At 67.6% G+C, this 23,282-nt stretch carries 21 protein-coding genes and 1 pseudogene; 14 read left to right on the forward strand and 8 right to left on the reverse strand.

Going from position 1 to position 23,282, the window contains the following annotated elements; translation table 11 throughout:
* From ACE3Q6_RS12625 to ACE3Q6_RS12640, 4 genes are all read left to right on the forward strand, one after another.
* A partial coding sequence (locus ACE3Q6_RS12625) for a carbohydrate ABC transporter substrate-binding protein (protein WP_374432745.1) occupies window positions 1-1,194 on the forward strand: 1,194 nt, incomplete at its 5' end.
* 218 nt (window positions 1,195-1,412) lie between these two features.
* Window positions 1,413-2,897: a glycerol kinase GlpK gene (gene glpK, locus ACE3Q6_RS12630; protein WP_374432747.1), complete on the forward strand. Its 1,485-nt coding sequence runs from the start codon at window positions 1,413-1,415 to the stop codon at window positions 2,895-2,897.
* Window positions 2,894-4,015: an iron-containing alcohol dehydrogenase gene (locus ACE3Q6_RS12635; protein ID WP_374432750.1), complete on the forward strand. Its 1,122-nt coding sequence runs from the start codon at window positions 2,894-2,896 to the stop codon at window positions 4,013-4,015. Before glpK ends, ACE3Q6_RS12635 begins: the two co-directional genes overlap by 4 nt.
* Before the next feature lie 103 nt (window positions 4,016-4,118).
* Window positions 4,119-4,292: a hypothetical protein gene (locus ACE3Q6_RS12640; protein WP_374432752.1), complete on the forward strand. Its 174-nt coding sequence runs from the start codon at window positions 4,119-4,121 to the stop codon at window positions 4,290-4,292.
* Here ACE3Q6_RS12640 and ACE3Q6_RS12645 read toward each other — a convergent pair.
* The gene (locus tag ACE3Q6_RS12645; RefSeq protein WP_374433080.1) at window positions 4,289-5,059 is read right to left on the reverse strand and encodes an alpha/beta fold hydrolase; all 771 of its coding nucleotides are present in this window, start codon (window positions 5,057-5,059) and stop codon (window positions 4,289-4,291) included. The two genes, ACE3Q6_RS12640 and ACE3Q6_RS12645, sit on opposite strands and share 4 nt — an antisense overlap.
* A gap of 99 nt (window positions 5,060-5,158) precedes the next feature.
* Here ACE3Q6_RS12645 and ACE3Q6_RS12650 point away from each other — a divergent pair, with 99 nt between their 5' ends.
* Window positions 5,159-5,530, forward strand: a complete 372-nt coding sequence (locus tag ACE3Q6_RS12650; RefSeq protein WP_374432755.1) for a hypothetical protein — start codon at window positions 5,159-5,161, stop codon at window positions 5,528-5,530.
* 62 nt (window positions 5,531-5,592) lie between these two features.
* Here ACE3Q6_RS12650 and ACE3Q6_RS12655 read toward each other — a convergent pair whose 3' ends face one another.
* A complete protein-coding gene (locus ACE3Q6_RS12655; RefSeq protein ID WP_374432758.1) occupies window positions 5,593-6,465 on the reverse strand; it encodes a DUF817 domain-containing protein in 873 nt (290 codons plus the stop codon).
* A 263-nt stretch (window positions 6,466-6,728) separates the two neighbouring features.
* Complete coding sequence (gene glyA / locus ACE3Q6_RS12660; protein ID WP_374432762.1) at window positions 6,729-8,024, reverse strand: serine hydroxymethyltransferase; 1,296 nt, start codon at window positions 8,022-8,024, stop codon at window positions 6,729-6,731.
* Window positions 8,025-8,178: 154 nt separating this feature from the next.
* Between glyA and ACE3Q6_RS12665 the strand changes: the two genes are divergently transcribed.
* Window positions 8,179-8,940, forward strand: a complete 762-nt coding sequence (locus tag ACE3Q6_RS12665; protein ID WP_374432764.1) for an NAD kinase — start codon at window positions 8,179-8,181, stop codon at window positions 8,938-8,940.
* Window positions 8,941-8,967: 27 nt separating this feature from the next.
* Here ACE3Q6_RS12665 and ACE3Q6_RS12670 read toward each other — a convergent pair whose 3' ends face one another.
* From ACE3Q6_RS12670 to ACE3Q6_RS12690, 5 genes are all read right to left on the reverse strand, one after another.
* On the reverse strand, window positions 8,968-10,407 hold the full coding sequence (locus tag ACE3Q6_RS12670; protein WP_374432766.1) for a sigma-54-dependent transcriptional regulator: 1,440 nt from the start codon (window positions 10,405-10,407) through the stop codon (window positions 8,968-8,970).
* Window positions 10,404-10,919 carry a hypothetical protein gene (locus ACE3Q6_RS12675; RefSeq protein ID WP_374432769.1) on the reverse strand — a complete coding sequence of 172 codons (516 nt, stop codon included), beginning with the start codon at window positions 10,917-10,919 and terminating at the stop codon, window positions 10,404-10,406. Before ACE3Q6_RS12675 ends, ACE3Q6_RS12670 begins: the two co-directional genes overlap by 4 nt.
* Window positions 10,920-11,010: 91 nt before the next feature.
* On the reverse strand, window positions 11,011-12,897 hold the full coding sequence (locus ACE3Q6_RS12680; RefSeq protein WP_374432771.1) for a propionyl-CoA synthetase: 1,887 nt from the start codon (window positions 12,895-12,897) through the stop codon (window positions 11,011-11,013).
* 255 nt (window positions 12,898-13,152) lie between these two features.
* Entirely contained in the window at window positions 13,153-13,914 is a 762-nt protein-coding gene (locus ACE3Q6_RS12685; RefSeq protein WP_374432775.1) for an outer membrane protein, read from the reverse strand.
* A 105-nt stretch (window positions 13,915-14,019) separates the two neighbouring features.
* On the reverse strand, window positions 14,020-16,308 hold the full coding sequence (locus tag ACE3Q6_RS12690) for an NADP-dependent malic enzyme (RefSeq protein WP_374432777.1): 2,289 nt from the start codon (window positions 16,306-16,308) through the stop codon (window positions 14,020-14,022).
* A gap of 257 nt (window positions 16,309-16,565) precedes the next feature.
* Here ACE3Q6_RS12690 and ACE3Q6_RS12695 point away from each other — a divergent pair, with 257 nt between their 5' ends.
* The 8 genes and pseudogenes from ACE3Q6_RS12695 (at window position 16,566) to ACE3Q6_RS12730 (ending at window position 23,278) form a co-directional block, all read left to right on the forward strand.
* Window positions 16,566-17,201: a GntR family transcriptional regulator gene (locus ACE3Q6_RS12695; RefSeq protein ID WP_374432780.1), complete on the forward strand. Its 636-nt coding sequence runs from the start codon at window positions 16,566-16,568 to the stop codon at window positions 17,199-17,201.
* Window positions 17,198-18,280: a cupin domain-containing protein gene (locus ACE3Q6_RS12700; protein WP_374432782.1), complete on the forward strand. Its 1,083-nt coding sequence runs from the start codon at window positions 17,198-17,200 to the stop codon at window positions 18,278-18,280. The genes ACE3Q6_RS12695 and ACE3Q6_RS12700 overlap by 4 nt, the downstream gene beginning before the upstream one ends.
* 100 nt (window positions 18,281-18,380) lie before the next feature.
* Window positions 18,381-18,800, forward strand: a pseudogene (locus ACE3Q6_RS12705) (cytidine deaminase); the annotation flags it as partial.
* Window positions 18,797-20,107, forward strand: a complete 1,311-nt coding sequence (locus ACE3Q6_RS12710) for a thymidine phosphorylase (protein WP_374432785.1) — start codon at window positions 18,797-18,799, stop codon at window positions 20,105-20,107. The pseudogene ACE3Q6_RS12705 and the gene ACE3Q6_RS12710, both read left to right, overlap by 4 nt.
* Window positions 20,107-21,303, forward strand: coding sequence for a phosphopentomutase (locus tag ACE3Q6_RS12715; RefSeq protein ID WP_374432788.1), 1,197 nt, complete (start codon window positions 20,107-20,109; stop codon window positions 21,301-21,303). Before ACE3Q6_RS12710 ends, ACE3Q6_RS12715 begins: the two co-directional genes overlap by 1 nt.
* 73 nt (window positions 21,304-21,376) lie before the next feature.
* Entirely contained in the window at window positions 21,377-22,354 is a 978-nt protein-coding gene (locus ACE3Q6_RS12720; protein WP_374432791.1) for an adenosine deaminase, read from the forward strand.
* 1 nt (window position 22,355) lies between these two features.
* Window positions 22,356-22,988: a uracil phosphoribosyltransferase gene (gene upp / locus ACE3Q6_RS12725; RefSeq protein WP_374432793.1), complete on the forward strand. Its 633-nt coding sequence runs from the start codon at window positions 22,356-22,358 to the stop codon at window positions 22,986-22,988.
* Complete coding sequence (locus ACE3Q6_RS12730; RefSeq protein ID WP_374432795.1) at window positions 22,985-23,278, forward strand: hypothetical protein; 294 nt, start codon at window positions 22,985-22,987, stop codon at window positions 23,276-23,278. The genes upp and ACE3Q6_RS12730 overlap by 4 nt, the downstream gene beginning before the upstream one ends.
* The last annotated feature ends 4 nt before the right edge of the window (window positions 23,279-23,282 follow it).

Consider the following 23,282-nt stretch of genomic DNA (forward strand, 5'->3'; position numbering starts at 1 on the left):
CAGCTGCCCGACCAGCAGTTCGCGAACCTCTACTGGTTCCGCTACGACTGGTTCACCGACCCGAAGACGATGGAGGACTTCAAGGCCAAGTATGGCTATGACCTCGGCGTGCCGCGCAACTGGGCGGCCTACGAAGACATCGCCGAGTTCTTCACCGGCCGCGACATGTCCTACATCGGCGGTCCGGCGACCGGCGTCTATGGCAACATGGACTATGGCAAGAAGGACCCCTCGCTTGGCTGGCGCTACACCGACGCGTGGATGTCGATGGCCGGCATGGGCGACGTGGGTGAACCGAACGGCCTGCCCGTCGACGAATGGGGCATCCGCGTGGACGAAAACTCCCGTCCCGTCGGGTCCTGCGTGGCGCGCGGTGGTGCGACCAACGACGCGGCGGCGGTCTATGCCGTGACCAAGGCCATCGAATGGCTGCAGAAGTACACGCCGCCGGAAGCCCAGGGCATGACCTTTGGCGAAGCGGGTCCGGTCCCTGCGCAAGGGTCGATCGCCCAGCAGATGTTCTGGTACACCGCCTTCACCGCCGACATGGTCAAGGAAGGCCTGCCCGTGATGAACGAGGACGGCACGCCCAAGTGGCGCATGGCCCCCTCGCCGCATGGTGTCTACTGGCAGGAAGGCATGAAGGTCGGCTACCAGGACGCCGGAAGCTGGACGCTTCTGAAGTCCACGCCCATCGACCGTGCCCAGGCGGCCTGGCTCTATGCCCAGTTCGTCACCTCGAAGACCGTCGACGTGAAGAAGTCCCACGTCGGCCTGACCTTCATCCGCGAGTCCACCATCCAGCACGAGTCGTTCACCGAACGCGCGCCGAAGCTGGGCGGCCTGGTCGAGTTCTACCGCTCGCCCGCCCGCGTCCAGTGGTCGCCGACGGGGACCAACGTGCCGGACTATCCGAAGCTGGCGCAGCTCTGGTGGCAGAACATCGGCGATGCCATGTCGGGGGCGAAGACCCCGCAGGAAGCGCTCGATGCCCTCTGCGAGCAGCAGGAAGCGGTGTTGGAGCGACTGGAACGCGCTGGCGTCCAGGGCGACATCGGCCCGAAGATGAACGAGCCGCAGGACCCGCAGGTCTGGCTTGACGCTCCCGGTGCTCCGGTCGCCAAGCTGGAGAACGAGGATGAAACGCCCGAGACCATCAGCTACGACGAGCTGATCAAGTCCTGGCAGCAGTAAGCCAACCGGCCCGCGCGGAGCGCACCAGTTCCGCCCGGGCTCAAATTTCTTGAGTAAGAAATTTGGCAAGAATTTTACTGAAAATTCTTGTCTCCCGGTGCTGGCGTCCGGCTCTGACCACAGGTTAAGATTCCCCTAACGCCCGCGACCAAGCTCTTGTAATCCTTGACACTCCAGCGTTTGTCCACCGTGGACACTTCTTCCGGCAGGCCTCTGACATGACCCATATCCTCGCCATCGACCAGGGCACCACCTCCTCCCGCGCGATCCTGTTCGACGCCGCCCTGAGGCCCGTCGCCTCCGCCCAGGAAGAGTTCCCTCAGCACTATCCCCGCCCCGGCTGGGTAGAACACGATCCCGCCGATCTCTGGTCCACCGTCGCCGCCACCGCCCGGGCCGCGATCGAGAAGGCCGGGAAGGGCGCGACCTCCATCGCCGCCATCGGCATCACCAACCAGCGCGAGACGACGCTCATCTGGGACCGCAAGACCGGCCAGCCGATCCACCCCGCCATCGTCTGGCAGGACCGGAGGACCGCTGACACTTGCGCCGCCCTGAAAGAGCAGGGCCACGAGCCGTCGATCACTGCCAAGACCGGCCTCCTCCTCGACCCCTACTTCTCGGGAACCAAGGTCAAGTGGCTCCTCGACCACGTCGAAGGTGCCCGACACCGGGCCAACCGGGGAGAGCTCGCCTTCGGCACCGTCGATACCTGGCTGATCTGGAACCTGACCGGCGGAAAGGTCCACGCCACCGACGCCACGAACGCCTCGCGGACGCTGCTCTACAACATCGCCGAGGGCGCCTGGGACGAGGAGATCTGCCAGCTCCTCGACATCCCCCTGTCCCTCCTCCCTGAAGTCCGCGACTGCGCGGCGAACTTCGGCACCACGCGTCCCGACCTCTTCGGCCGCGAGATCCCGATCCTGGGCGTCGCGGGGGACCAGCAGGCGGCCACGGTCGGGCAGGCCTGCTTCGCGCCGGGCATGATGAAGTCGACCTACGGGACCGGATGCTTCGCGCTGCTGAACACCGGGGCCGACATGGTCCCCTCGAAGAACCGGCTTCTGACCACCATCGCCTACCAGCTGCAGGGCAAGCCCACCTACGCCCTCGAAGGCTCGATCTTCATCGCCGGGGCCGTCGTCCAGTGGCTCCGCGACGGGTTGAAGATCATCCGCGAGGCGAAGGAGACCCAGCCCCTCGCGCAGGCGGCAGAGGAGGCGCAGGGCGTCATTCTTGTCCCCGCCTTCACCGGCCTTGGCGCACCCTATTGGCGGCCGGACTGCCGGGGCGCGGTCTTCGGGCTGACCCGGAACTCCGGCCCGGCAGAACTGGCCCGCGCCGCGCTGGAGAGCGTCGGCTACCAGACCCGCGACCTTCTGGAGGCAATGCGGGCCGACTGGGGCGCCGCGGCGGATGGGGTGCTGCGGGTCGACGGCGGCATGACCGCCAGCGACTGGACGATGCAGTTCCTGGCCGACATCCTGGGCGCGCCGGTGGACCGGCCGAAGGTCACCGAAACGACAGCCCTGGGTGCAGCCTACCTGGCCGCAATGCAGGCCGGCGTGATCGGCGGACCGGAGGAGTTCGCGAAATCCTGGGCGCTGGACCACCGCTTCACGCCCCAGATGGACGCCGCCACCCGTGACGCGAAATACGCCCGCTGGGGCAAGGCCATCGCCGCCACGATGTCGGTATGACCCCCTTCGGGATCACCCAGCCCGGTCGAATCCTCTTTGGTCGCGGTCAGGCCGCCAAAGCCTCGGCCCTGATCCGCGCCTTTGGGTCGCGCGGGTTGGTCGTCCATGGCGCCAACCCGGCCCGGGCCGCTTGGCTGGTCGAGGCCCTTGGCCCGGAGACGCTTGCGCTGCCCTGCGCGGGCGAGCCGACACTGTCCGATCTGGAGGCCGCCCTCTCCCTCGCCCGCGGCCATCGTCCCGACTGGGTCGCTGCAATTGGGGGCGGTGCGGCGCTTGACCTTGGCAAGGCACTGGCGGCGCTGATCCCCGCACTGGGTGGAGCGATGGACCATCTTGAGGTCGTGGGCAAAGGCCTGCCCCTGACCGCCGACCCGCTGCCCTTCATCGCCATCCCGACCACGGCGGGGACCGGGGCGGAGGTGACGAAGAACGCGGTCATCGCGGCCGACGGCCGCAAGGTCAGCCTGCGCGACGACCGCATGGTGGCGCGGTTGGCCATCGTCGACCCGGCGCTGACGGATGGCTGCCCGAAGGCGGTGACGCTGGCCTCGGGCCTCGATGCGGTGACGCAGGTGATCGAGCCCTATGTGTCGATCAAGGCTACGCCCTATACGGACGCGCTGTCACGGCCTGCGATCGCGACGGGGATGGACGCTCTGATGCGGTTGATGCAGGGCGAGGATGCCGCGGCGCGGGACCGCATGGCCTGGGTCAGCCTGTGCGGTGGGCTTGCGCTGGCCAATTCCGGCCTTGGCGCGGTGCACGGCTTTGCGGGTGTGATCGGGGGGATGACCGGGGCCGCCCACGGGGCAATCTGTGGCGCTCTTCTGGGTCCCGTCCTGTCGGCAAACCGGGAAGCGGCGACAGGCACCGACCGGGCACGGCTGGACGAGGTCTGCGCGACGCTCGCCTCTGCGCTTGGCTCCACTGCGGCCGAGGCACCCGCCGCGCTGCAGGCCTGGGCCTGGGCGGAGGGGCTGTCTGGCCTTGTCGCGCTGGGGGTGACCGAAGACCGGCACGCCGAGATCGTCGAGGCCGCCAAGGGCGCATCCTCGATGAAGGGCAACCCGGTAACCTTGCCGGACGCCACGCTGCGTTCGATCCTGGAGCGTGCCTGAGGCGCTGCCTCGTCCGCCTGGAAGCGCTTTCTTGATGCGGATCAAGGCGCGCGACGGCGAAATCTGGGAGAATTGCGCAGGACCTGCGACGGAGGGACGTCCGATGCGCCTGACGATGATTCTCTATTCGATGATTGCGACCGCCATGGCGGGGACCGGCGTGATCGCCGTCCTGACGGCGGGCTACGGCACGCTGTGGCCGATCCTGATCGCGGCGGCGGTGGGGGCGGTGCTGGCGCTTCCGGTGGCCTGGGCCGTCGCACGGCAGATCGACTAGGCTTCCAGGAAGACGCGGACGGTTTCCTCGAACTCGCGCGGCTTTTCCGCGTGGAGCCAGTGGCCGGCCCCGGGGATCTTCGCGAAGCGTGCCTTGGGGAAGAGCGCGCGGATCGTCTCGCGGTGTTCGGGGCGGACGTAGTGGCTTTCGGACCCGGTCAGGAACAGGGTGGGATGGTCGAAGCTGCTTTTGGTGCCCGGCCAGCCGACGATCTTCGGCATTTCGGCCTCCAGCACCTCAAGGTTCAGCTTCCAGCGCGGCGGCTTGTGGCGGAGGTCGAGGGATTGCAGGAAGAAGGCGCGGAGAGCGGGGTCGTCGATGGTGGCCGACAGGGCCGCGTCGGCCTCGGCCCGGGTGGCGATGCGGGACAGGTCCAGGTCGGCCATCGCGCGGGCGTTGCGGGTCTGGTCGTGGGTATAGGCGACGGGGGCGATGTCGGCGACCACCAGGCGACGGAGCAGGTCAGGCCGCGTGAGGGCAAGCTCCATCGCGGCCTTCCCTCCCATCGAATGGCCGAGAAGGTCCACCGGGGCGCCGAGCGTCTCGATCACCTCGGCCAGGTCGGCGGCCATCTCGGGATAGCTGTGGGTCGGAAAACGCGGGCTGTCGCCGTGGTTGCGCATGTCGACGGCCACCACCTCGCGCCGGTCGGCGAGGCGACGCGCGATCACGCCCCAGTTCCGGCCCGACCCGTAAAGGCCGTGAGCGATGAGAAGGATCGGCGCCGCGGCGGTGGCGCTGGCGGGGTGGCGGATCGTGGCGAGCATGGCTCTTGATACCTTCGTCGGCGGGATCAGGCCAGAGCGGTTGAACATGCCCTGAATCGCTTCTAGGTTCATCGCTCAGAGTCTCGAGGGGGTGGCGCGATGAGTGCGGTGACGATCCAGCAGATGGCGGATCGGGTGGCGCAGCTTCTGGAAGAGAGGCTGGGGCTGGGCGGGCGCGACCTGTCGGCCAAGATGAAGCGGGCGGGGCGGTCGCTGCCGAAGAAGGTCCGCGACAGCGGGCGGCTTCTGGCGACCTCGGCGCACCGGGCGCAGAATCCGAAGTTGTTGAACCAGATCGACATGGCCGAGGTGACCGAGGCCTATGATATCTGCGTGAAGCACCTGATCGGGATCGAGCCGGCGAACCGGCGGCGGGAGCTTTTTGCGGGCGTGCTCGGCTCGGTCGGGTTCGGGGTGCTGGTTCTGGCTGTGGCGGTCCTGGGCTTCCTGGTCTGGCGCGGGTACTTCTAGCACCTGTCCACCGTGGACAATTTCTGATTCACGTTGCGTATCAGGTACTTGACCGAATCCGTTTACCATTTGGCAAGCATGTCGCCCGCGCGCCCAAGGTCCACGGGATCGCGGCTGAGCGCCTTGCGGGTCACAAGCGTCACCGTGACGAAGGCGACATAGAGCAGAAGATACCAGGACCCGAGTTTGGCGAGGCTGACCAGCTCTCCCGTTACCTGGCCCGAATAGAGCCAGGTGCCCGTCGCCGTGCCCACGTTCTCGGCCACCCAGAGCGCCAAGGCGGACAGGAGGGCCGCGACGGGCAGCGGCATCCACCAGTGCCGGTCGTGGATGCGGAACCAGATCCGCGTCCGCCAGTAAAGCGCCACGGTGGCCACGAAGAGCGCAAGCCGGATGTCGGGCAGGAAATGGTGGGCGAAGAAGTTGACGTAGATCGCCACCGCCAGGGCCACGGTGAGGGGAAAGGCGGGATAGGGCGCGAAGCGCATGTCGAAGACGCGGATCACGCGGGCCATGTAGCTGCCGACGGCCGCGTACATGAAGCCCGAGAAGAGCGGCACGCCCATCAGCTTGAAGATCCCGGGCTCGGGGTAGGCCCAGGAGCCGGCGTGGACCTTGAACCACTCCATCGCCGTGCCGGTGAGGTGGAAAAGGAGGATCACGCGGGCTTCCTCCCAGGTTTCGAGCTTGCGCCAGAGGAAGATGACCTGGGTGGCGACGGCGAAGAGGAAAAGCGCGTCGTAGCGGTGGAGCGGCCAGTCGGGTTGCCAGACGAGTTTCGTGCCGATGATGGCGGCGAGGAGAAGGCCGCCGAAAAGGCAGGCCCAGCCCTGTTTCAGGACGAACATCACCAGTTCCGCCACGGCAAAAGGCAGGCGGGCGCGGGCCCAGTCGCCCATGCGGTGTTCGAGGGTACGGGTGTCGCGGGTGGTCATGCGGCCCTTCGGTTTCAGCGGATGAGACCGGGAGGCGGCGCCTGCGTCAAGGTGAGGGATCTCCGACCCCTGGACGGTCGCTTTTCGAAATGAGCGCCTGGCGGCGCGAGCCTTTTGTCTCGCCGTTTTGCGTGAAGGACGCAAAACGGCTCGGCGATGCCTCCGGCGGGGATATTTGGTGCCAGGTGAAAGGATGGGGTCGGCCGAATGAAAAAGGCTCCGCGCCGGGTCAGCACGGAGCCATCTTGAAAGAGGTTCGGGCCTCAGAGGTCCGGATAGATCGGGAAGCTCTTGCAGAGCGCCTCGACCTCGGCCTTGACCTTGGCCTCGACGGCGGCGTTGCCGTCCTCGCCGTTCTTCGCAAGGCCGTCGACGACCTCGATGATCCAGCGGGCGATCTGGCGGAATTCGGGCTCACCGAAGCCGCGGGTGGTGCCGGCGGGGGTGCCGAGGCGGACGCCCGAGGTGATCGTGGGCTTTTCGGTATCGAAGGGGATGCCGTTCTTGTTGCAGGTGATGTGGGCGCGGCCGAGGGCCTTCTCGGTGGCGTTCCCTTTCACGCCCTTCGGGCGCAGGTCCACCAGCATCAGATGCGTGTCGGTGCCGCCGGTGACGATGTCGAGGCCGCCCTTCATGAGTTCATCCGCCAGCGCCTGGGCGTTCTTGATGACCTGGGCCTGGTAGGTCTTGAACTCCGGCCGCAGCGCCTCGCCGAAGGCCACGGCCTTGGCGGCGATCACGTGCATGAGGGGGCCGCCCTGGATGCCCGGGAAGATGGCCGAGTTGACCTTCTTGGCGATGTCCTCGTCGTTCGTGAGGATCATCCCGCCGCGCGGGCCGCGCAGGGTCTTGTGGGTCGTGGTGGTGGCGACATGGGCGTGCGGGAAGGGGCTCGGGTAGAGGCCAGCCGCGACGAGGCCCGCGAAGTGGGCCATGTCGACGAGGAGGTAGGCGCCGACGGAGTCAGCGATCTCGCGCATGCGCTTGAAGTCGATCACGCGCGGGATGGCCGAGCCGCCGGCGATGATCAGCTTCGGCTTGTGTTCGGTGGCCAGTTCCTGGACCTGGTCGTAGTTCAGCTCCAGGTCCTGCTTGCGGACGCCGTACTGGACAGCGTGGAACCACTTGCCCGACTGGTTCGGGGCCGCGCCGTGGGTCAGGTGGCCGCCTGCGTCGAGCGACATGCCAAGGATGGTGTCGCCGGGCTTCAGGAGCGCCTGGAACACGCCCTGGTTCGCCTGGGAGCCGGAGTTCGGCTGGACGTTGGCGAAAGAGCAGCCGAAGAGCTTGCAGGCCCGGTCGATGGCGAGGTTTTCCGCCACGTCGACGAACTGGCAGCCGCCGTAGTAGCGCTTGCCCGGGTAGCCCTCGGCATACTTGTTGGTCATGACGGAGCCCTGGGCTTCCATCACGGCGCGGGAGACGATGTTCTCGCTGGCGATCAGCTCGATCTCATGCCGCTGGCGGCCAAGCTCCTGCGTCACCGCCCCGAACAGCTCGGGGTCGCGCGAGGACAGGGGTTCGGTGAAGAAACCGGTGTCGCGGTGGGAAGCGTTCATCGTTCTGCCCTCATGGTGAAAGTTGCGGGCTATGTAGAGCAGTCGCGGGCGTCGGGAAAGGCAGGAATGCGACCTGTTCGGGGAGCCGGGCGAAATAAAGCGACCTTGCGGAATGTGGGCGGTGCGGCCAAGACTGGCGCGGAAGGGAGACCCCATGACGAAGATCCGGTTCACGGCCTCGAAAGCGCCGGCGGCGGTGGCGGCCTTCCAGGCGCTGACGGCGGCCTATGGACAGGCCGACGCGCGGCGGGCCGAGGTGATCGTGGCGCTGGGCGGCGACGGGTTCATGCTGCAGACGCTGCACGCGGCGCATGGGCGGCGGTTGCCGGTCTATGGGATGAACTGCGGGACGATCGGGTTCCTGATGAACGCCTATGCGCTGGAGGATCTGCCCGCGCGGCTGGCGGCGGCGGAGGAGACTGTGATCAACCCGCTGGCGATGCGGGCGGAGAACGTGAAGGGCAAGGTGACGGAGGCGCTGGCGATCAACGAGGTTTCGCTGCTACGCCAGGGGCCGCAGGCGGCGAAGCTGCGGGTGTCGATCGACGGGCGCGTGCGGCTGGAGGAGCTGGTCTGCGACGGGGCGCTGGTGGCGACGCCGGCGGGGTCGACGGCCTACAACTATTCGGCCCACGGGCCGATCCTGCCCATCGGGTCGGACGTGCTGGCGCTGACGGCGATGTCGGCCTTCCGGCCCCGGCGCTGGCGGGGGGCCCTGTTGCCCAAGGCGGCGGTGGTGCGCATCGATGTGGTCGAGGGCGAGAAGCGGCCGGTGATGGCGGATGCGGACAGCCGTTCGTCGGTGAAGGATGTGGTCAGCGTCGAGGTGCGGTCGGACGAGAGCGTGCAGCACCGGCTGCTCTTCGATCCGGGGCATGGGCTGGAGGAGCGGCTGATCGGCGAGCAGTTCGTCTAGGTGGCGTGACGCCGCAAGGAAGAGCGGTCAGCTTGCCTTGGCGCCCCAGGCCTCGATCTTGCGGTAGAGAGTGGAGGGCGAGACGTCGAGGACACGCGCGGCCTTGGGGATGGATCCGCCATACTGGGCCAGCGTCGCCTCGATCAGGCGGCGTTCGGCCTCGGCCAGGGGCAGGCCAAGCAGGCTGTCCAGGCCGACCGCCTCTGGGCCTGCCAGCGGGAGGGGCGGAGCTTCTGCCGGGCGGCCCTCGTCGGCGAGGCCGGGGGGCAGCATCTCGGGCGTGACCCAGCCGCCCTGGTTCAGCACGACGACGTTGCGCATCACGTTCAGAAGCTGGCGGACGTTGCCAGGCCATGGCAGCGACAGCATCAGGTTGCGCACGGCGGGGTCGAGGCCGTGGAAGGTGCGCCCCTCTTCCTGGGCGAAGCGGGCAAGGGCGGCCTCGGCGATCTCGATGATGTCCTGGCCGCGGTCGCGCAAGGGCGGCATGTGGATCGGGACGACGTAGAGGCGGTAGTAGAGGTCCTCACGGAAATGGCCGCGGCGGACGGCATCGAGCGGGTCGCGGTTCGTGGCGCAGACGATGCGGACGTTGACCTTGCGGGGGCGGGTTGCGCCGACGGGCTGGACGGTGGAGGTCTGCAGGAACCGCAGGAGCTTGGTCTGAAGTGCGGGGGCCATCTCGCAGATCTCGTCGAGGAAGAGGGTGCCCCCGTCGGCCGCCGTCGCCGCGCCCTGCTTGTCCGAAATCGCGCCGGTGAAGCTGCCCTTCATGTGGCCGAACACCTCGGATTCCAGCAGATCCTGCGGGATCGCGCCGCAGTTCAGCGCGATGAAGGGGCCGGCGGCGCGGTTGGAGTTGGCGTGGACGGCCAGGGCGCAGAGTTCCTTCCCGGTGCCGCTTTCCCCGGTGATGAACACCGTGGCCATCGAGCGCGCGACGGATGCGATGGTGCCGTGGATGCGGGCCATCGCCTCGGACGAGCCGATGAAGCCCGAGCTTTCGGCCATCTGGGCGGGATCCGCCTTGCGTGTGACGCTGGGACCGGAGGGGCCGGAGGGCCGGAGCGCATCGCGGGGGCCCGCTTCCGCCAGGGCGTTCTGGACTGCCGACAGGAGGCGGCCTTCGTCGAAGGGCTTGACCAGGAAGTCATGGGCGCCCGCCCGCATCGCCTCGACCGCGCGGTTGACCGAGCCGTTGGCGGTGATCGCGATGACCCGGGTCTCGGGCTGGATCGACTGGATGTCCTGCATCACCTCGAGCCCGTCGCGGTCGGGCAGCATCAGGTCAAGCAGCACCACCATCGGCCTGTGGGTGCGGAACTGTTCCAACCCTTCGGCTGCGGTGGAGGCGACAGCGACGCGGTGGCCCGAGGTGGCGAGGATGGAGCGATAGACCATCTGCAGCGACATCGTGTCCTCGACCAGAAGGACAGCAGGGCGCGTAAGTGCGGTGGAGGACTTCATTCGGCGGTCCCGGTCGGAGCGCGGGTGGCGCGGATGAGGCGGATCAGGGCGGAAAGTTCGGCGTCGAGCGGTGCCATCAGGGCAGCGAGGGCGGTCGCGTCCTGGGCATGAGCGATGGCGTTCAGCGTTTCCGACATGGTCTGCAGCGACAGCGCGCCCACCGAGCCGGAGAGCGAAATCAGCACGTGGCTGCCTTCGCGCAGGCGCTTCCAGTCGCCGGTCTGGCTGCCCGCGGCCAGAAGGTCCTGGGTCGTCGTCAGGTCCTCGGTCAAGCGGGCCAGAAGCTCGGCGGCCAGGGCCGGCCCGGTGATCTGCAACAGGGTGGCAAGGCGGGAGGGGTCGAAATCGGCAATGCCCAGGGCGGGCGGCGCGACGGGCTGGGCCAGCCGAAGGGCGGCGTCCTCGATCAGAGCAAGCTCGGCCTGATCGCCCGGCGTGTCGAGATGCGGGCGAAGCGCCTGGATTGCCCGGCGCAAATCGGCCAGCGCCCCGGCCCGGGGGTCTGTCTGCATCCTGTCAGGTCGAGTCATCGGGCGCGCGGCAACAGCAAACTTTGCATAATGCAAAGATTGCCCGACTGCGTGCCGTCTGTCCAGTGCCGCGTCAGCCCTTGGCGAGGCCCAGGCTTTGCAGCGCGACCGTGATCTCATCCAGGATCGCGGGGTCGTCGATGGTGGCAGGCATCTTCCAGGGCGAGCCGTCGGCGATCTTGACCATCGTGCCGCGCAGGATCTTGCCGGATCGGGTCTTGGGCAGTCGGTCCACCACCACGGCGCGCTTAAAGTCGGCGACGGGGCCGATCTGGTCGCGGACGAGTTGCACGCATTCCTTGACGACCTCGGCATGTGGCCGGGTGGACCCCTTGTTCAGGCAAAGGAAGCCCAGGGGCGACTGGCCCTTGAGGTCGTCGGCCACGCCGATCACGGCGCATTCGGCGACGTCCTTGTGGGAGGCGAGGACTTCCTCCATCGCGCCGGTGGACAGGCGGTGGCCCGCGACGTTGATGACATCATCGGTGCGGGCCATGATGTAGAGGTAGCCGTCGGCGTCGATGTACCCGGCGTCGCCGGTCTCGTAATAGCCGGGGAAGTGGTTGAGGTAGCTCTTGCGGAAGCGGTCCTCGGCGTTCCAGAGCGTGGGAAGCGTGCCGGGGGGCAGGGGCAGTTTCACCGCAATGGCGCCCAGGGTGCCGGGGCTGACCGGGTGGCCGCCTTCGTCGAGGACCTGGACATCGTAGCCGGGCATGGGGACGGAAGGGGAGCCGATCTTGACCGGCAGGTGTTCGATCCCCAGCGGGTTCGCGGCGATGGCGTAGCCGGTTTCGGTCTGCCACCAGTGATCGATGACCGGGACCTTCAGGTGGTTTTGCGCCCAGTGGATCGTGTCGGGGTCGGCGCGTTCCCCTGCCAGGTAGAGAGCCTGGAGGGTGGGGAGTTTGGGGACCAGTTTCCCCTCGGGGTCGTCGCGCTTGATGGCGCGAAGGGCCGTGGGGGCGGTGAAGAAGCTGCGGACCTTGTGTTCGTTGATCACGCGCCAGAAGGCGGCGGCGTCGGGGGTGCCGACGGGTTTGCCTTCGTAGACCACGGTGGTGCAACCGGCGATCAGGGGGGCGTAGCAGATGTAGCTATGGCCGACGACCCAGCCCACGTCAGAGGCGGCCCAGAACACATCCCCCGCGCCGCAGTTGTAGATCGCGCGCATGGTCCAGTTCAGTGCCACCAGATGCCCGGCGGTCGGGCGGACGACGCCCTTGGGCGCGCCCGTCGTGCCGGAGGTGTAGAGGATATAGGCCGGGTGGTTGCCCTCTACGGGCGTGCAGTCGGCGGGGGTGACGCCGTACTGGAATTCGTGCCAGGCGACATCGCGGCCGGGGGTGAGCTTGGCGACCTCCTGCTCGCGTTGGAAGATCACGCAGAAGTCGGGCTTGTGGGTGGCTTGCTCGATGGCGGCGTCGAGGAGGGGTTTGTAGTGCACGACGCGGCTGGGTTCGATGCCGCAGCTGGCCGCAATGATCGCCTTCGGTGTGCAGTCGTCGATGCGGACGGCAAGTTCATGTGCGGCGAAGCCGCCGAAGACGACCGAGTGGATCGCGCCGATCCGGCCGCAGGCGAGCATCGCCTCCAGCGCCTCGGGGACCATCGGCATGTAGATGATGACGCGGTCGCCTTTGGCGATGCCCTTGGCCTTGAGCGCCCCGGCAAGGCGGGCGACGCGGTCCTGAAGCTCGGCGTAGGTGATGACGTGCTTGGTCCCGGTGACCGGGCTGTCGTGGATGATGGCCGGCTGCTTGCCACGCCCGGCGATGACGTGGCGGTCGACGGCGTTCCAGCAGGTGTTCACCTCGGCGTCGGTGAACCATTCATAAAGGGGTGCGCGGTCGGCGTTGAGGGCTTTCGTGGGTTTCTTCACCCAGTCGATTCCGTTGGCGGCGGAAAGCCAGAAGCCCTCCGGGTCCTGCTGCCACTGGCCGTAGACCTGTGCGTAGCTCATCGCGATCTCCCCCCGCTGATGCTCTGAGAGGTTCGTATGCGATGGGATGCGGTCCGCGCAACGGTGTTACCGGTAGCAGGGTGCGACTTATTTGCAGGATTTGCGATCAAGCTGGGCAGAATTTTGCAAAGTTCAGTTCGGGGAAAAGCCGGGGTTGCGGCAGCGGGCGGGTTTGCAAAGCGACGGGTGGCGCGACCGGATGATTCCCGCGCCCGAGCCGGAAAGGTGGGCGGGGGAGGCCCCGCCCGACCGGATCTAGAAGCGCATGACCACGGCGGCGTTGACCGTCTGCATGCTGGATTCAAGCCCGACCTCGGCGGCCACCGGGCCGATGAAGCCGTCGAAGAGCTCGCGGTCCGGGAAGTTGGTCACGCGGTAGTCAAGACGCAGCGAAACCTTGTCGGTGACCCTGGTCTCGATCCCGGCGCCGAGCGTCAGTCCCTGCAGCGACAGGCCGTAGTCAAGCCCAGCGAACCCGTTGCTGGTGAGAGTGCCGTCGAACTTAGCGCGGGTCACGCCGGCCAGCGCGAAGACCATGCTCTTGTCGTTCACGAGATAGCCGATCTGGCCAAGAACCGAAGTCATGCTGCTGGCGCGGTAGCGGTAGGACAGGTCCAGAGGCAGGATGAAGCCAAGGTCGAGCGCGGCATCGGTGTCGATGGCCGCATTGGAGCGCCCGACCTGAAGGCCGAGAACAAGGTTGTCGCCGAAGCGCTTGCTGTAGCCGATCTCCACGCCCGCGGTTCCGCCTTTGCCGCCAAAGTCGGGAAGGTCGAGGCCAAGGACGGGAACGGGAATGCCGGGCACTCCGGCCGTTCCGGTGATGTCGTAGGTGGTGCGCCCCGAACCAAGCGTGAAGGCAGCCCAGGGGCCGGTCCAGGGATCCGCCGGTTTCGGTGCCTCGGCGGCAACGGCGACCGGGGCTTCGGTCGCAGTCGCAATGGGGCCGCCTGCCAGGGCGGGCAGGGAAGTCAGGGTCAAAAGGGCAAGGCTTGCCGCAAGTCGGGCACAGGTCATCATCATCTCCAGGAAGGCGCGTTGGCGCAGCGTCAGCCGCGCGATCCTAGAGGGGCTGGTCGTTTGACAGCAGTCTCGCAAAAGTGAGACGGGCGTATCCTTTGATCAGCCGTAATGCGCGACGGGCGTCCCGGCGATGGCCGACATGTTCAGCAACCCGCGCGCGGTGATCGCCGGAGTGACGACGTGGGCCTTGTTGCCCATGCCCATCAGGATCGGCCCGACCTCCAGGCCCCCCGCTTTGACCTTCAGGATGTTGCGGACGCCCGAGGCGACTTCGGAAGAGGCGAAGACGAGGACGTTCGCGGCGCCTTCGTAGCGGCTGCCGGGCAGGAGACGGTCGCGGATCGACTGGTCAAGGGCCGCGTCGATGTTCATCTCGCCCTCATAGGCGAAGTCGGGCTCGCGCTGGTCCAGCATCTCCAACGCGTCGCGCATCCGGCGGGCGGAGGCGGTGTCCATGTTGCCGAACTGCGACTGGGTGCAGAGCGCGATCTTGGGCGCAAGGCCGAAGCGGCGGACGTGGCGGGCGGCGCCGATGACCGTCTCCATGATCTGCTGCGGCGTGGGTTCGGGGTGGACATGGGTGTCGGCGATGAAGAGCGGGCCGTCTTCCAGGATCATGAGGCTGAGGGCCGCTACGGGGTGCAGACCGTTCCGCGCCAGGATCTGGCGGACGTAGCCGAGGTGCCAGTTGAACTGGCCGAAGGTGCCGCAGATCATGCTGTCGGCCTCGTCCCGGTGGACCATGATCGCGCCGATCGCGGTGGTGTTGGTGCGCATCACGGCACGCGCGGTGTCCGGGGTGACGCCGCGGCGGGCCATCAGCTCGTGGTAGGTGCCCCAGTAGTCGCGGTAGCGGTGGTCGTTTTCCGGGTTCACCAGGTGGAAGTCGCGGCCCGGGCGGATCGGCAGGCCGAAGCGTTCGCAGCGGGCCTCGACCACCTCGGGGCGGCCGATGAGGATGGGCTGGTCGTTCGTCTCTTCCAGCATCGCGTTGGCGGCGCGGAGGACGCGTTCATCCTCGCCTTCCGCAAAGACGATGCGGCGGGCGGCCATCTTCGAGGCCTCGAACACGGGGCGCATCAGGAGGGCGGATTTGAAGACCGAGCCGTCGAGGTTGCGCTTGTAGGCGTCAAGGTCGGCAAGCGGCCGGGTGGCGACACCGGTTTCCATTGCGGCCTTGGCGACGGCGGAGGCGACCACGCCGATGAGGCGGGGGTCGAAGGGTTTCGGGATCAGGTAGTCGGGGCCGAAGGAGAGCGTCTCGCCTCGGTAGGCGGCGGCGGCTTCGGCGGAGGTCGTGGCGCGGGCAAGGGCGGCGATGCCTTCGATGCAGGCGATCTCCATCGCGTCGTTGATCTCGGTCGCGCCGACGTCGAGGGCGCCGCGGAAGATGAAGGGGAAGCAGAGGACGTTGTTGACCTGGTTCGGGAAGTCCGAGCGCCCGGTGGCGATGATCGCGCCGGGGGCGACCTTGCGGGCCTCGTCCGGCAGGATTTCAGGCGTGGGGTTGGCCAACGCGAAGATGATCGGGTTCGGGGCCATGGTCTGGACCATTGCCGGGGTCAGAACGCCGGGGCCGGAGAGGCCGAGGAAAAGGTCCGCGCCCTGGATGACGTCGGCGAGGGTGGCGGGTTTGTCGCCTTGCGCGAAGGCGGCCTTCTGCTGCGTCATCTGCTCGGCCCGGCCGTGGTAGACGAGGCCTTCGAGGTCGCAGAGCCAGACGTTCTCGCGTTTCACGCCCAGCTTCACCAGCATTTCCAGACAGGCGATGCCGGCAGCACCCCCGCCGGTAGAGACGACCTTGATGTCGCCGAATGTCTTGCCCGCGACGATCATCGCGTTGGTGGCCGCTGCGCCGACGACGATGGCGGTGCCGTGCTGGTCGTCGTGGAAGACGGGAATGTTCATCCGCTCGCGGCACAGCTTCTCGACGATGAAGCAGTCGGGGGCCTTGATGTCCTCAAGGTTCACCGCGCCGAAAGAGGGTTCCAGCGCGCAGACGATCTCGGCCAGTTTGACCGGGTCGGGTTCGTTCACCTCGATGTCGAAGCAGTCGATGTTCGCGAATTTCTTGAAGAGGACGGCCTTGCCTTCCATGACGGGCTTGGAGGCCAGTGCGCCGATGTTGCCAAGGCCAAGGACGGCGGTGCCGTTCGAGATGACGGCGACGAGATTGCCCTTGGAGGTGTAGCGGGAGGCGGTCGATGGGTCGGCCTTGATCTCCAGGCAGGCCTCGGCCACGCCGGGGGAATAGGCGCGGGCGAGGTCGCGGCCGTTGGCGAGCGGTTTCGTCGCGCGGATTTCCAGTTTTCCGGGCTTTGGAAACTCGTGATAGTCCAGCGCCGCCTGCCGTGCCGCCTGTTTCGCCTCGTCCTGCCGGTCGTCCATCTGTCCCCTCCTGAAGATGGTTTAACGTTGAACCATCTCTTGTGAGCCGGTTTTATTGGTTGGTGGCCGGCCTTGCGGGAGCCACCATGCCTGCAATTGCGGGTTATGGAAATCGTGGAAATCCCGCAAGCGCTTTTCGGCTTTGCAAGCAAGTGATGGCGCTAGCATTTATGGGAGTATACTGCTTGCGGGCTGTTTTGGCGGATTTGGGCCGGATAGGCTGGACATGAGGCGGAAACTGTATACTTCTTCCCTTCATGTCCCGGACCAGCCACCGTACCCGCATCCATGAGGCCCTCCGCCTGCGCCTGCTGCGCGGCGAGGTGGGGCCGGAGGCGCGACTTGTCGACCATGCGATTGCCGAGGAGATGGGGGTTAGCCGGATGCCCGTGCGCGAGGCGCTGATGCAACTGGTCAGCGAGGGCTATCTGGAAAGCACCAGCCGGGGGTTCGCCCTGCCGAACCTGTCGCCGGAGCGGATCGCCGAGGTCTTCGTGCTGCGTCGGTTGCTGGAGCCGCACGCGGTGGCCTGCGTGGCTCGGGATCGGTCTGACGGGGACCTGGAGGCGATGCGGGCCGGGCTGGACGTGGCCGAGGCGGCGGGGGCCGACGTGGCGGCCTTCCATCGCGGGTCCGAGGCGTTCCGCAATGCCTGGCTGGGGGCGGTGCGGAACGGGGAGCTACGGAATGCCATCCAGCGCTATTCCGGGCAGGTGCAGTCGGTGCGCTTTGCGACCCTGCCGGACCCGGCGGCTCGGCGCACGATCATCGCTGGGCTGCAGGCCCTGCTCGATGCTTTTGCGGCGCAGGACGGGCCGAGGGCCTCTGACCTGATGCTGCGCTTCATCTACGACGCCGAAACCGCCTACCACCGCCTTGAGGAGACACCATGACGCAAGAGATCCGCGCCGAGATCCGGCTGCCGACGCAAGAACTGCGGGACGACCTGCCGTTCTACACGAAGACGCTGGGCTTTCGGCTGGACATGATCTTTCCGGCCGACAATCCGTCGGTGGCGGTGCTGTCGGGGCATGGGGTGCGGCTGCGGATCGAGAAGGGGGCGAGCGAGGCCCCGGGCACGTTGCGCATCCTGACGGATGATCCGGGGTTTGCGGGCGGGGCGAAGTCGCTGGTGGCCCCGAACGGGACGCGGGTGGAGGTGGATGAGCTGAACCCGCCCGTGGTGACGCCCGCGACGGAGCATGCCTTCGTGGTGCGGCGGCTGGCCGACCAGGCGCCCTGGGTGATCGGGCGGGCGGGGATGGAGTATCGCGACCTGGTGCCCACGCGCCTCGGCGGGGCGATGATCGCGAGCCACATCCGCGTGCCCGATGGTCCGGTGCCGGACATGGTGCATTACCACAAGGTGGGCTTCCAGCTGATCTTCTGCGTCGCGGGCTGGGTGGATGTTCTCTATGAAGATCAAGGCGGTATCCGCCGCATCCATGCCGGGGACTGCTTCATCCAGCCGCCGGGCATCCGCCACAAAGTGCTGCATTCCGAGGGCGTGCAGGTGGTGGAGATCGGCGTGCCGGCCGAGCATGTGACCGAGATCGACCACGAGATGACGCTCCCCACGCCGCACTACCGGCCTGAGCGGGAGTGGGACGGGCAGCGGTTCGTGCATGACATCGGGAAGGACGGGGTGTTCAAGCCCTTCCGCATCCCGGGCTTCGAGGCGCGGGATACCGGGATCATGGCGGCGACGAAGGGCGTGGCCTCGGTCATGGTGGCGCGGCCGGTGGGGGAAGCGCCCTGGACGGTGCATGAGGGGGACATTCTGTTCACCTTTGTCATGCAGGGCGGGATGACGCTGGACGGCGAGGGGAAGGAGCCGTTCCGCCTGTCGCCGGGCGATGCCTTCGTCATCCCTCCCGGCATGGCGACGCGGTATGCGGAGGCGACGGCGGACCTGGAGTTGCTGGAAGTGACGCTGCCGGGCAATCCGGAGACGCGGGTAGTCCAAAGGTAGCGCCTCCTCGTGCGCTTCGCTTCTCGTCGGGAGGTCGGCGAGGAGAAGCCGAAGGCGCACGACGAGCGGTGCTTGCGAAAAGCGCGGCGCGGCATCACACTCTGACCAAATGGTCAAGGAGAGCGCCATGACGCTACTGGAAGCGGCAACCGCAGTGCGGGAGCGGGCCTATGCGCCCTATTCGCGGTTCAAGGTGGGGGCGGCGTTGCGGTCGACCTCTGGCGCGGTGCATGTCGGCTGCAATGTCGAGAACGTGGCCTACCCGGAAGGGACTTGTGCCGAGGCCGGGGCCATCGCGGCGATGATTGCGGCGGGGGACACGCAGATCGCCGAGGTCTGCGTGATCGCCGACAGCCCGGATCCGGTGCCGCCCTGTGGCGGCTGCCGCCAGAAGATCGCCGAGTTCGCGGGGCAGGACGTGCGCGTCACCCTCTGCACCACGGACGGAAAGCAGAAGGTGATGACGGTGGCCGAGCTTCTGCCCGGCGTCTTCACCGCCGCGCATATGGAACGGACGTGACCGACGCGCGGGCGGTGATCGCGAAGATCCGCGACGGGGGGCAGCCCTCGGTCGAGGAGTTGCGGTGGTTTGCTTCCGGGTTGGCCTCGGGCGCGGTGACGGACGCGCAGGCGGGCGCCTTTGCGATGGCGGTTCTTCTGAAGGGGCTATCGGAGGAAGGGCGGGTCGCGCTGACGCGGGGGATGCGCGACAGCGGCAAGGTGCTGGAGTGGGTCCTGCCCGGCCCGGTGGTGGATAAGCATTCGACGGGGGGGATCGGGGATTGCACCTCGCTCCTCTTGGCCCCGGCGCTGGCCTGTTGCGGGGCCTATGTGCCGATGATCTCCGGCCGCGGGTTGGGGCATACCGGGGGGACGTTGGACAAGCTGGAGGCGATCCCGGGGTTCCGGACGGGGCTGAACGAGGCGGCGCTGCGCAAGCAGATGGCCGAGGTGAAGTGCGCTATCGTGGCGGCTTCGGCGGATTTGGCCCCAGCGGACCGGCGGCTTTATGCGATCCGCGATGTCTCGGCGACGGTGGAGTCGATCGACCTGATCACCGCCTCGATCCTGTCGAAGAAGCTGGCGGCGGGGCTGGAGGCGCTGGTGCTGGACGTCAAGTGCGGCTCGGGCGCGTTCATGAAGACGGCGGAGCAGGCGGAGGCCTTGGCCCGGTCGCTGGTCAAGACGGCGCAGGGGGCGGGGTGCATGACTTCGGCGCTGATCACCGACATGTCGCAGCCGCTGGCCACGGCGGCGGGTAATGCGCTGGAGGTGATAGAGGTTATGGAGACGCTGACCGGGACCTCTGTCAACGCGGCCTTGTGGGACGTGACGGTGGCGCTGGGCGGTGAGGTGCTGGCGCTGGCGGGGCTCGCGTCGGACGCGGCGGATGGCGAGGGGCGGATCGCGCAGGCGCTCGAATCGGGTGCGGCGGCAGAGTGTTTCGGGCGCATGGTCGTGGCGCAGGGGGGACCCGCGGATTTTGTGGAGCGCTGGCCGGACCGCCTGCCCTCGGCCGCGGTGATGATGGAGGTGCCCGCGCCGAAGGACGGGTTCGTCGCCTCGATCGACGGCGAGGCGCTGGGCCTGGCCGTGGTGCATCTGGGCGGAGGGCGGTTGCGCGAGGGGGACAAGGTGAACCCCTCGGTCGGGCTGTCGGACCTTGCGGGCGTCGGCGAGGAGACGGGCGAGGGCGTGCCGTTGGCGATGGTCCATGCGGTGACCGAGGATGCCGCGCGGGCCGCCGTGCAGGTCGTTCAGGCGGCCTATCGGATCGTGCCCGAGGTTCCCGACGAACCGGCTCTGATCCAGAAGAGGATAACCTGATGGCCCGCGCGTTCCTGATCGTGATGGACTCGGTCGGCTGCGGCGGCGCGCCGGACGCGGCGGCCTTCGGGGACGAAGGGTCGAACACTCTGGGCCATATCGCGGCGGCCTGTGCCGAGGGGCGGGCGGAGGTCGGGCGGTCGGGTCCGCTGAAGATGCGGAACCTGGACCGGCTGGGGCTGGGGGCGGCGATCCGGCTGGCCTCCGGTTCGGCGACGCCGGGGCTGGAGGCGGTGCCGGAGGGGCTGTGGGGCGCGGCAGAGGAGGTGTCGCGGGGCAAGGATACTCCGTCCGGGCATTGGGAGCTGGCAGGGGTGCCGGTGCCCTGGGACTGGACTTATTTTCCGGACACGGTGCCGGCGTTCCCGGCTGACATCGTGGCCGAGGTTTGCCGACTGGCGGGGACTGAGGGGATTTTGGGGAACTGCCATGCCTCGGGTGTGCCGATCATCGCAGAGCATTGCGAGGAGCATCTGCGGACGGGCTGGCCGATCTGCTATACCAGCGCAGACAGCGTGTTCCAGATCGCTTGCCATGAAGAGGCCTTCGGGCTGGAGCGGCTGTTGAAGCTGTGCAAGGACCTGGCCCCGATGCTGCATGCGCGGAAGGTCGGGCGGGTCATCGCGCGGCCGTTCACGGGGGGGCCGGGGAACTTCAAGCGGACCTCGAACCGGAAGGATTTCGCCATCGAACCGCCGTCTCCGACGCTTCTGGACTGGGTGGCGGGGGCGGGGCGGACGACGCACGGGATCGGGAAGATCGGCGACATCTTTTCGATGCGAGGGATTGGCAAGCTGCACAAGGGCAAGTCCGACGCTGACCTCTTCGAACATCTTGTCCGGCTTGGGGCGGAGGCGGAGGAGGGCAGCTTGACCTTTGCGAACTTCGTGGAGTTCGACACGCTTTATGGTCACCCTCGGGACGTGTCGGGCTATGCGCGCGCGCTGGAGTGGTTCGACGCGGGGCTGCCGCGGTTCTTCGCGAAGCTGCGGCCAGGGGATCTGGCAATCTTCACTGCGGACCACGGGAACGACCCGACCTTTAAGGGCACCGAGCATACGCGGGAGCGGGTGCCGGTGGTGGGCTGGGGCTTGGGTCGGCGTGAGGTGGGGCTGCGCGGGTTCGTCGATGTGGGGGCCAGCGTGGCGGCGCATCTGGGAGTGGTGAGCCAAGGGCCGGGGCGGAGTTTCCTGTGACCGGCCCCCGGGGGCGCTTCGCCCCCCGGACCCCCAGAGGATATTTGGGCAAAGATGAAATCAGGAGCGTTTCGTGAGCGGATTGCCGAAGGTCGAGTTGCATCTGCATCTGGAGGGCGCGGCGCCTCCTGCGTTCATCGCGGGACTGGCGAAGGAGAAGCATCTGGACATATCCGGGGTGTTCGATGCGCGCGGTCAGTACAAGTACAGGGACTTCTGGGATTTCCTGAAGGTCTATGAGGCGGCGACCTCGGCGCTGCAGAGCCCGGAGGATTATGCGCGGCTGACGTTGGCGGTTCTGGAGGAATCGGCGAAGTCGGGGGTGGTCTATTCCGAGACCTTCCTGTCGCCGGATTTCTGTGGCGGGCGGGATGTGGGCGCGTGGCGGGAGTACCTTCACGCGATGCGCGAGGCGGCGGATCAGGCAGAGCGGCAGATGGGGATCACCCTGCGCGGGATCATCACCTGCATCCGGCATTTCGGGCCGGAGAAGGCTCGGGAAACGGCGATCTGCGCGGCCGAGACGGCGGGGGACTGGATCGTGGGCTTCGGCATCGCGGGGGATGAGAAGATCGGCGCGCCCAAGGATTTCCGCTGGGCCTTCGACTGCGCGCGGGAGGCGGGGTTGCGGTTGACGGCCCATGCGGGGGAGTGGGGTGGGCCGGACTCTGTGCGCGATGCGGTGCGGGACCTGGAGGTGGAGCGGATCGGGCACGGGGTGCGGGCGATCGAGGACCTCGCCCTCGTCGATGAGCTGGCCGAGAAGGGGATCGTGCTGGAGGTCTGTCCGGGGTCGAACGTAACCTTGGGCATCTACAAGACGTTCAAGGACCATCCGATCAATGAACTCGACCGGCGGGGGGTGAAGGTCACCGTTTCGACCGACGACCCGCCGTTCTTCCACACCACGATGGCGCGGGAGTACGAGGAGCTGCACAAGGCGTTCGACTGGGACGAGGGGCAATTCCGGCGGATCGCGCGGCAGTCGCTTGACGCGGCCTTTTGCGATGCCGATACCAAGGCGAGGATCGGAAAGCTGTTGGAGGCCTGAAATGCTGGATCACCTGACCGTCGTGTCGCACCCCCTGGTCCAGCACAAGCTGACCCTGATGCGCGAGAAGGACACCTCGACCGCGTCGTTCCGGAAGCTCTTGCGCGAGATCAGCCTGCTTCTGGCCTACGAGGTCACGCGGGAACTGCCGATGACGACGAAGCGGATCGAGACGCCGCTGGAGGAGATGGACGCGCCCGCCATCGAGGGGAAGAAGCTGGCGCTGGTTTCGATCCTGCGGGCGGGGAATGGCCTCTTGGACGGCATCCTGGAGCTGATCCCGGCGGCTCGGGTCGGTTTCGTGGGGCTTTACCGCGACCCCGAGACGCTGCAGCCGGTGCAGTACTACTGCAAGCTGCCCGAGAAGATGGAGGACCGGATCGCCATCGTCGTGGACCCGATGCTGGCCACGGGGAACTCGAGCGCGGCGGCGGTCAGCCTGTTGAAGAAGGCCGGAGCCAAGCAGATCCGGTTCCTCTGCCTTCTGGCAGCCCCGGAAGGGATCGCCCGGATGAAGGAAGCGCATCCCGATGTGCCGATCGTCACCGCGGCGGTGGACAGCCACCTGAACGACCACGGCTACATCGTGCCCGGCCTGGGCGACGCCGGGGACCGGATGTTCGGGACGAAATGATGCGGGCGCTGGGGATCGTGCTGGTGCTGGCCGCAGGTCCGGCCGTGGCCGAGCCGCCAGAGCCCGCCGAACTGCCGCCGGCCGATTACGCCGGGCTGCAGTATGTGGACAGCAAGGGGTGCCTCTTCGTCCGCGCTGGTGACGGAGCGGACGTGGTCTGGATCCCGAGGGTGTCGCGCCAGGGCGTGCCGGACTGCGAGAACCCGCCCTCGGGCAGGCCGGTACCCGTCGTCGAGGAAGTGGGTGTCCAACCCATCCCCGAAGCCTCTGCCGACACCGCCGGAGACTGAGGCC

This window comes from Tabrizicola sp. (assembly GCF_041913445.1).
Classification (GTDB): domain Bacteria; phylum Pseudomonadota; class Alphaproteobacteria; order Rhodobacterales; family Rhodobacteraceae; genus Tabrizicola.

Excerpts from the sequence above, each read along its gene's own strand:
- ACE3Q6_RS12690 (WP_374432777.1), bottom strand. The coding sequence starts at position 16,308 with ATGGACGACCGGCAGGACGAGGCGAAACAGGCGGCACGGCAGGCGGCG.
- glpK (WP_374432747.1), top strand. The coding sequence starts at position 1,413 with ATGACCCATATCCTCGCCATCGACCAGGGCACCACCTCCTCCCGCGCG.
- upp (WP_374432793.1), top strand. The coding sequence starts at position 22,356 with ATGCTGGATCACCTGACCGTCGTGTCGCACCCCCTGGTCCAGCACAAG.
- glyA (WP_374432762.1), bottom strand. The coding sequence starts at position 8,024 with ATGAACGCTTCCCACCGCGACACCGGTTTCTTCACCGAACCCCTGTCC.
- ACE3Q6_RS12650 (WP_374432755.1), top strand. The coding sequence starts at position 5,159 with ATGAGTGCGGTGACGATCCAGCAGATGGCGGATCGGGTGGCGCAGCTT.
- ACE3Q6_RS12675 (WP_374432769.1), bottom strand. The coding sequence starts at position 10,919 with ATGCAGACAGACCCCCGGGCCGGGGCGCTGGCCGATTTGCGCCGGGCA.
- ACE3Q6_RS12695 (WP_374432780.1), top strand. The coding sequence starts at position 16,566 with ATGTCCCGGACCAGCCACCGTACCCGCATCCATGAGGCCCTCCGCCTG.
- ACE3Q6_RS12730 (WP_374432795.1), top strand. The coding sequence starts at position 22,985 with ATGATGCGGGCGCTGGGGATCGTGCTGGTGCTGGCCGCAGGTCCGGCC.
- ACE3Q6_RS12655 (WP_374432758.1), bottom strand. The coding sequence starts at position 6,465 with ATGACCACCCGCGACACCCGTACCCTCGAACACCGCATGGGCGACTGG.
- ACE3Q6_RS12680 (WP_374432771.1), bottom strand. The coding sequence starts at position 12,897 with ATGAGCTACGCACAGGTCTACGGCCAGTGGCAGCAGGACCCGGAGGGC.
- ACE3Q6_RS12685 (WP_374432775.1), bottom strand. The coding sequence starts at position 13,914 with ATGACCTGTGCCCGACTTGCGGCAAGCCTTGCCCTTTTGACCCTGACT.
- ACE3Q6_RS12665 (WP_374432764.1), top strand. The coding sequence starts at position 8,179 with ATGACGAAGATCCGGTTCACGGCCTCGAAAGCGCCGGCGGCGGTGGCG.
- ACE3Q6_RS12670 (WP_374432766.1), bottom strand. The coding sequence starts at position 10,407 with ATGAAGTCCTCCACCGCACTTACGCGCCCTGCTGTCCTTCTGGTCGAG.
- ACE3Q6_RS12715 (WP_374432788.1), top strand. The coding sequence starts at position 20,107 with ATGGCCCGCGCGTTCCTGATCGTGATGGACTCGGTCGGCTGCGGCGGC.
- ACE3Q6_RS12640 (WP_374432752.1), top strand. The coding sequence starts at position 4,119 with ATGCGCCTGACGATGATTCTCTATTCGATGATTGCGACCGCCATGGCG.
- ACE3Q6_RS12635 (WP_374432750.1), top strand. The coding sequence starts at position 2,894 with ATGACCCCCTTCGGGATCACCCAGCCCGGTCGAATCCTCTTTGGTCGC.
- ACE3Q6_RS12700 (WP_374432782.1), top strand. The coding sequence starts at position 17,198 with ATGACGCAAGAGATCCGCGCCGAGATCCGGCTGCCGACGCAAGAACTG.
- ACE3Q6_RS12645 (WP_374433080.1), bottom strand. The coding sequence starts at position 5,059 with ATGCTCGCCACGATCCGCCACCCCGCCAGCGCCACCGCCGCGGCGCCG.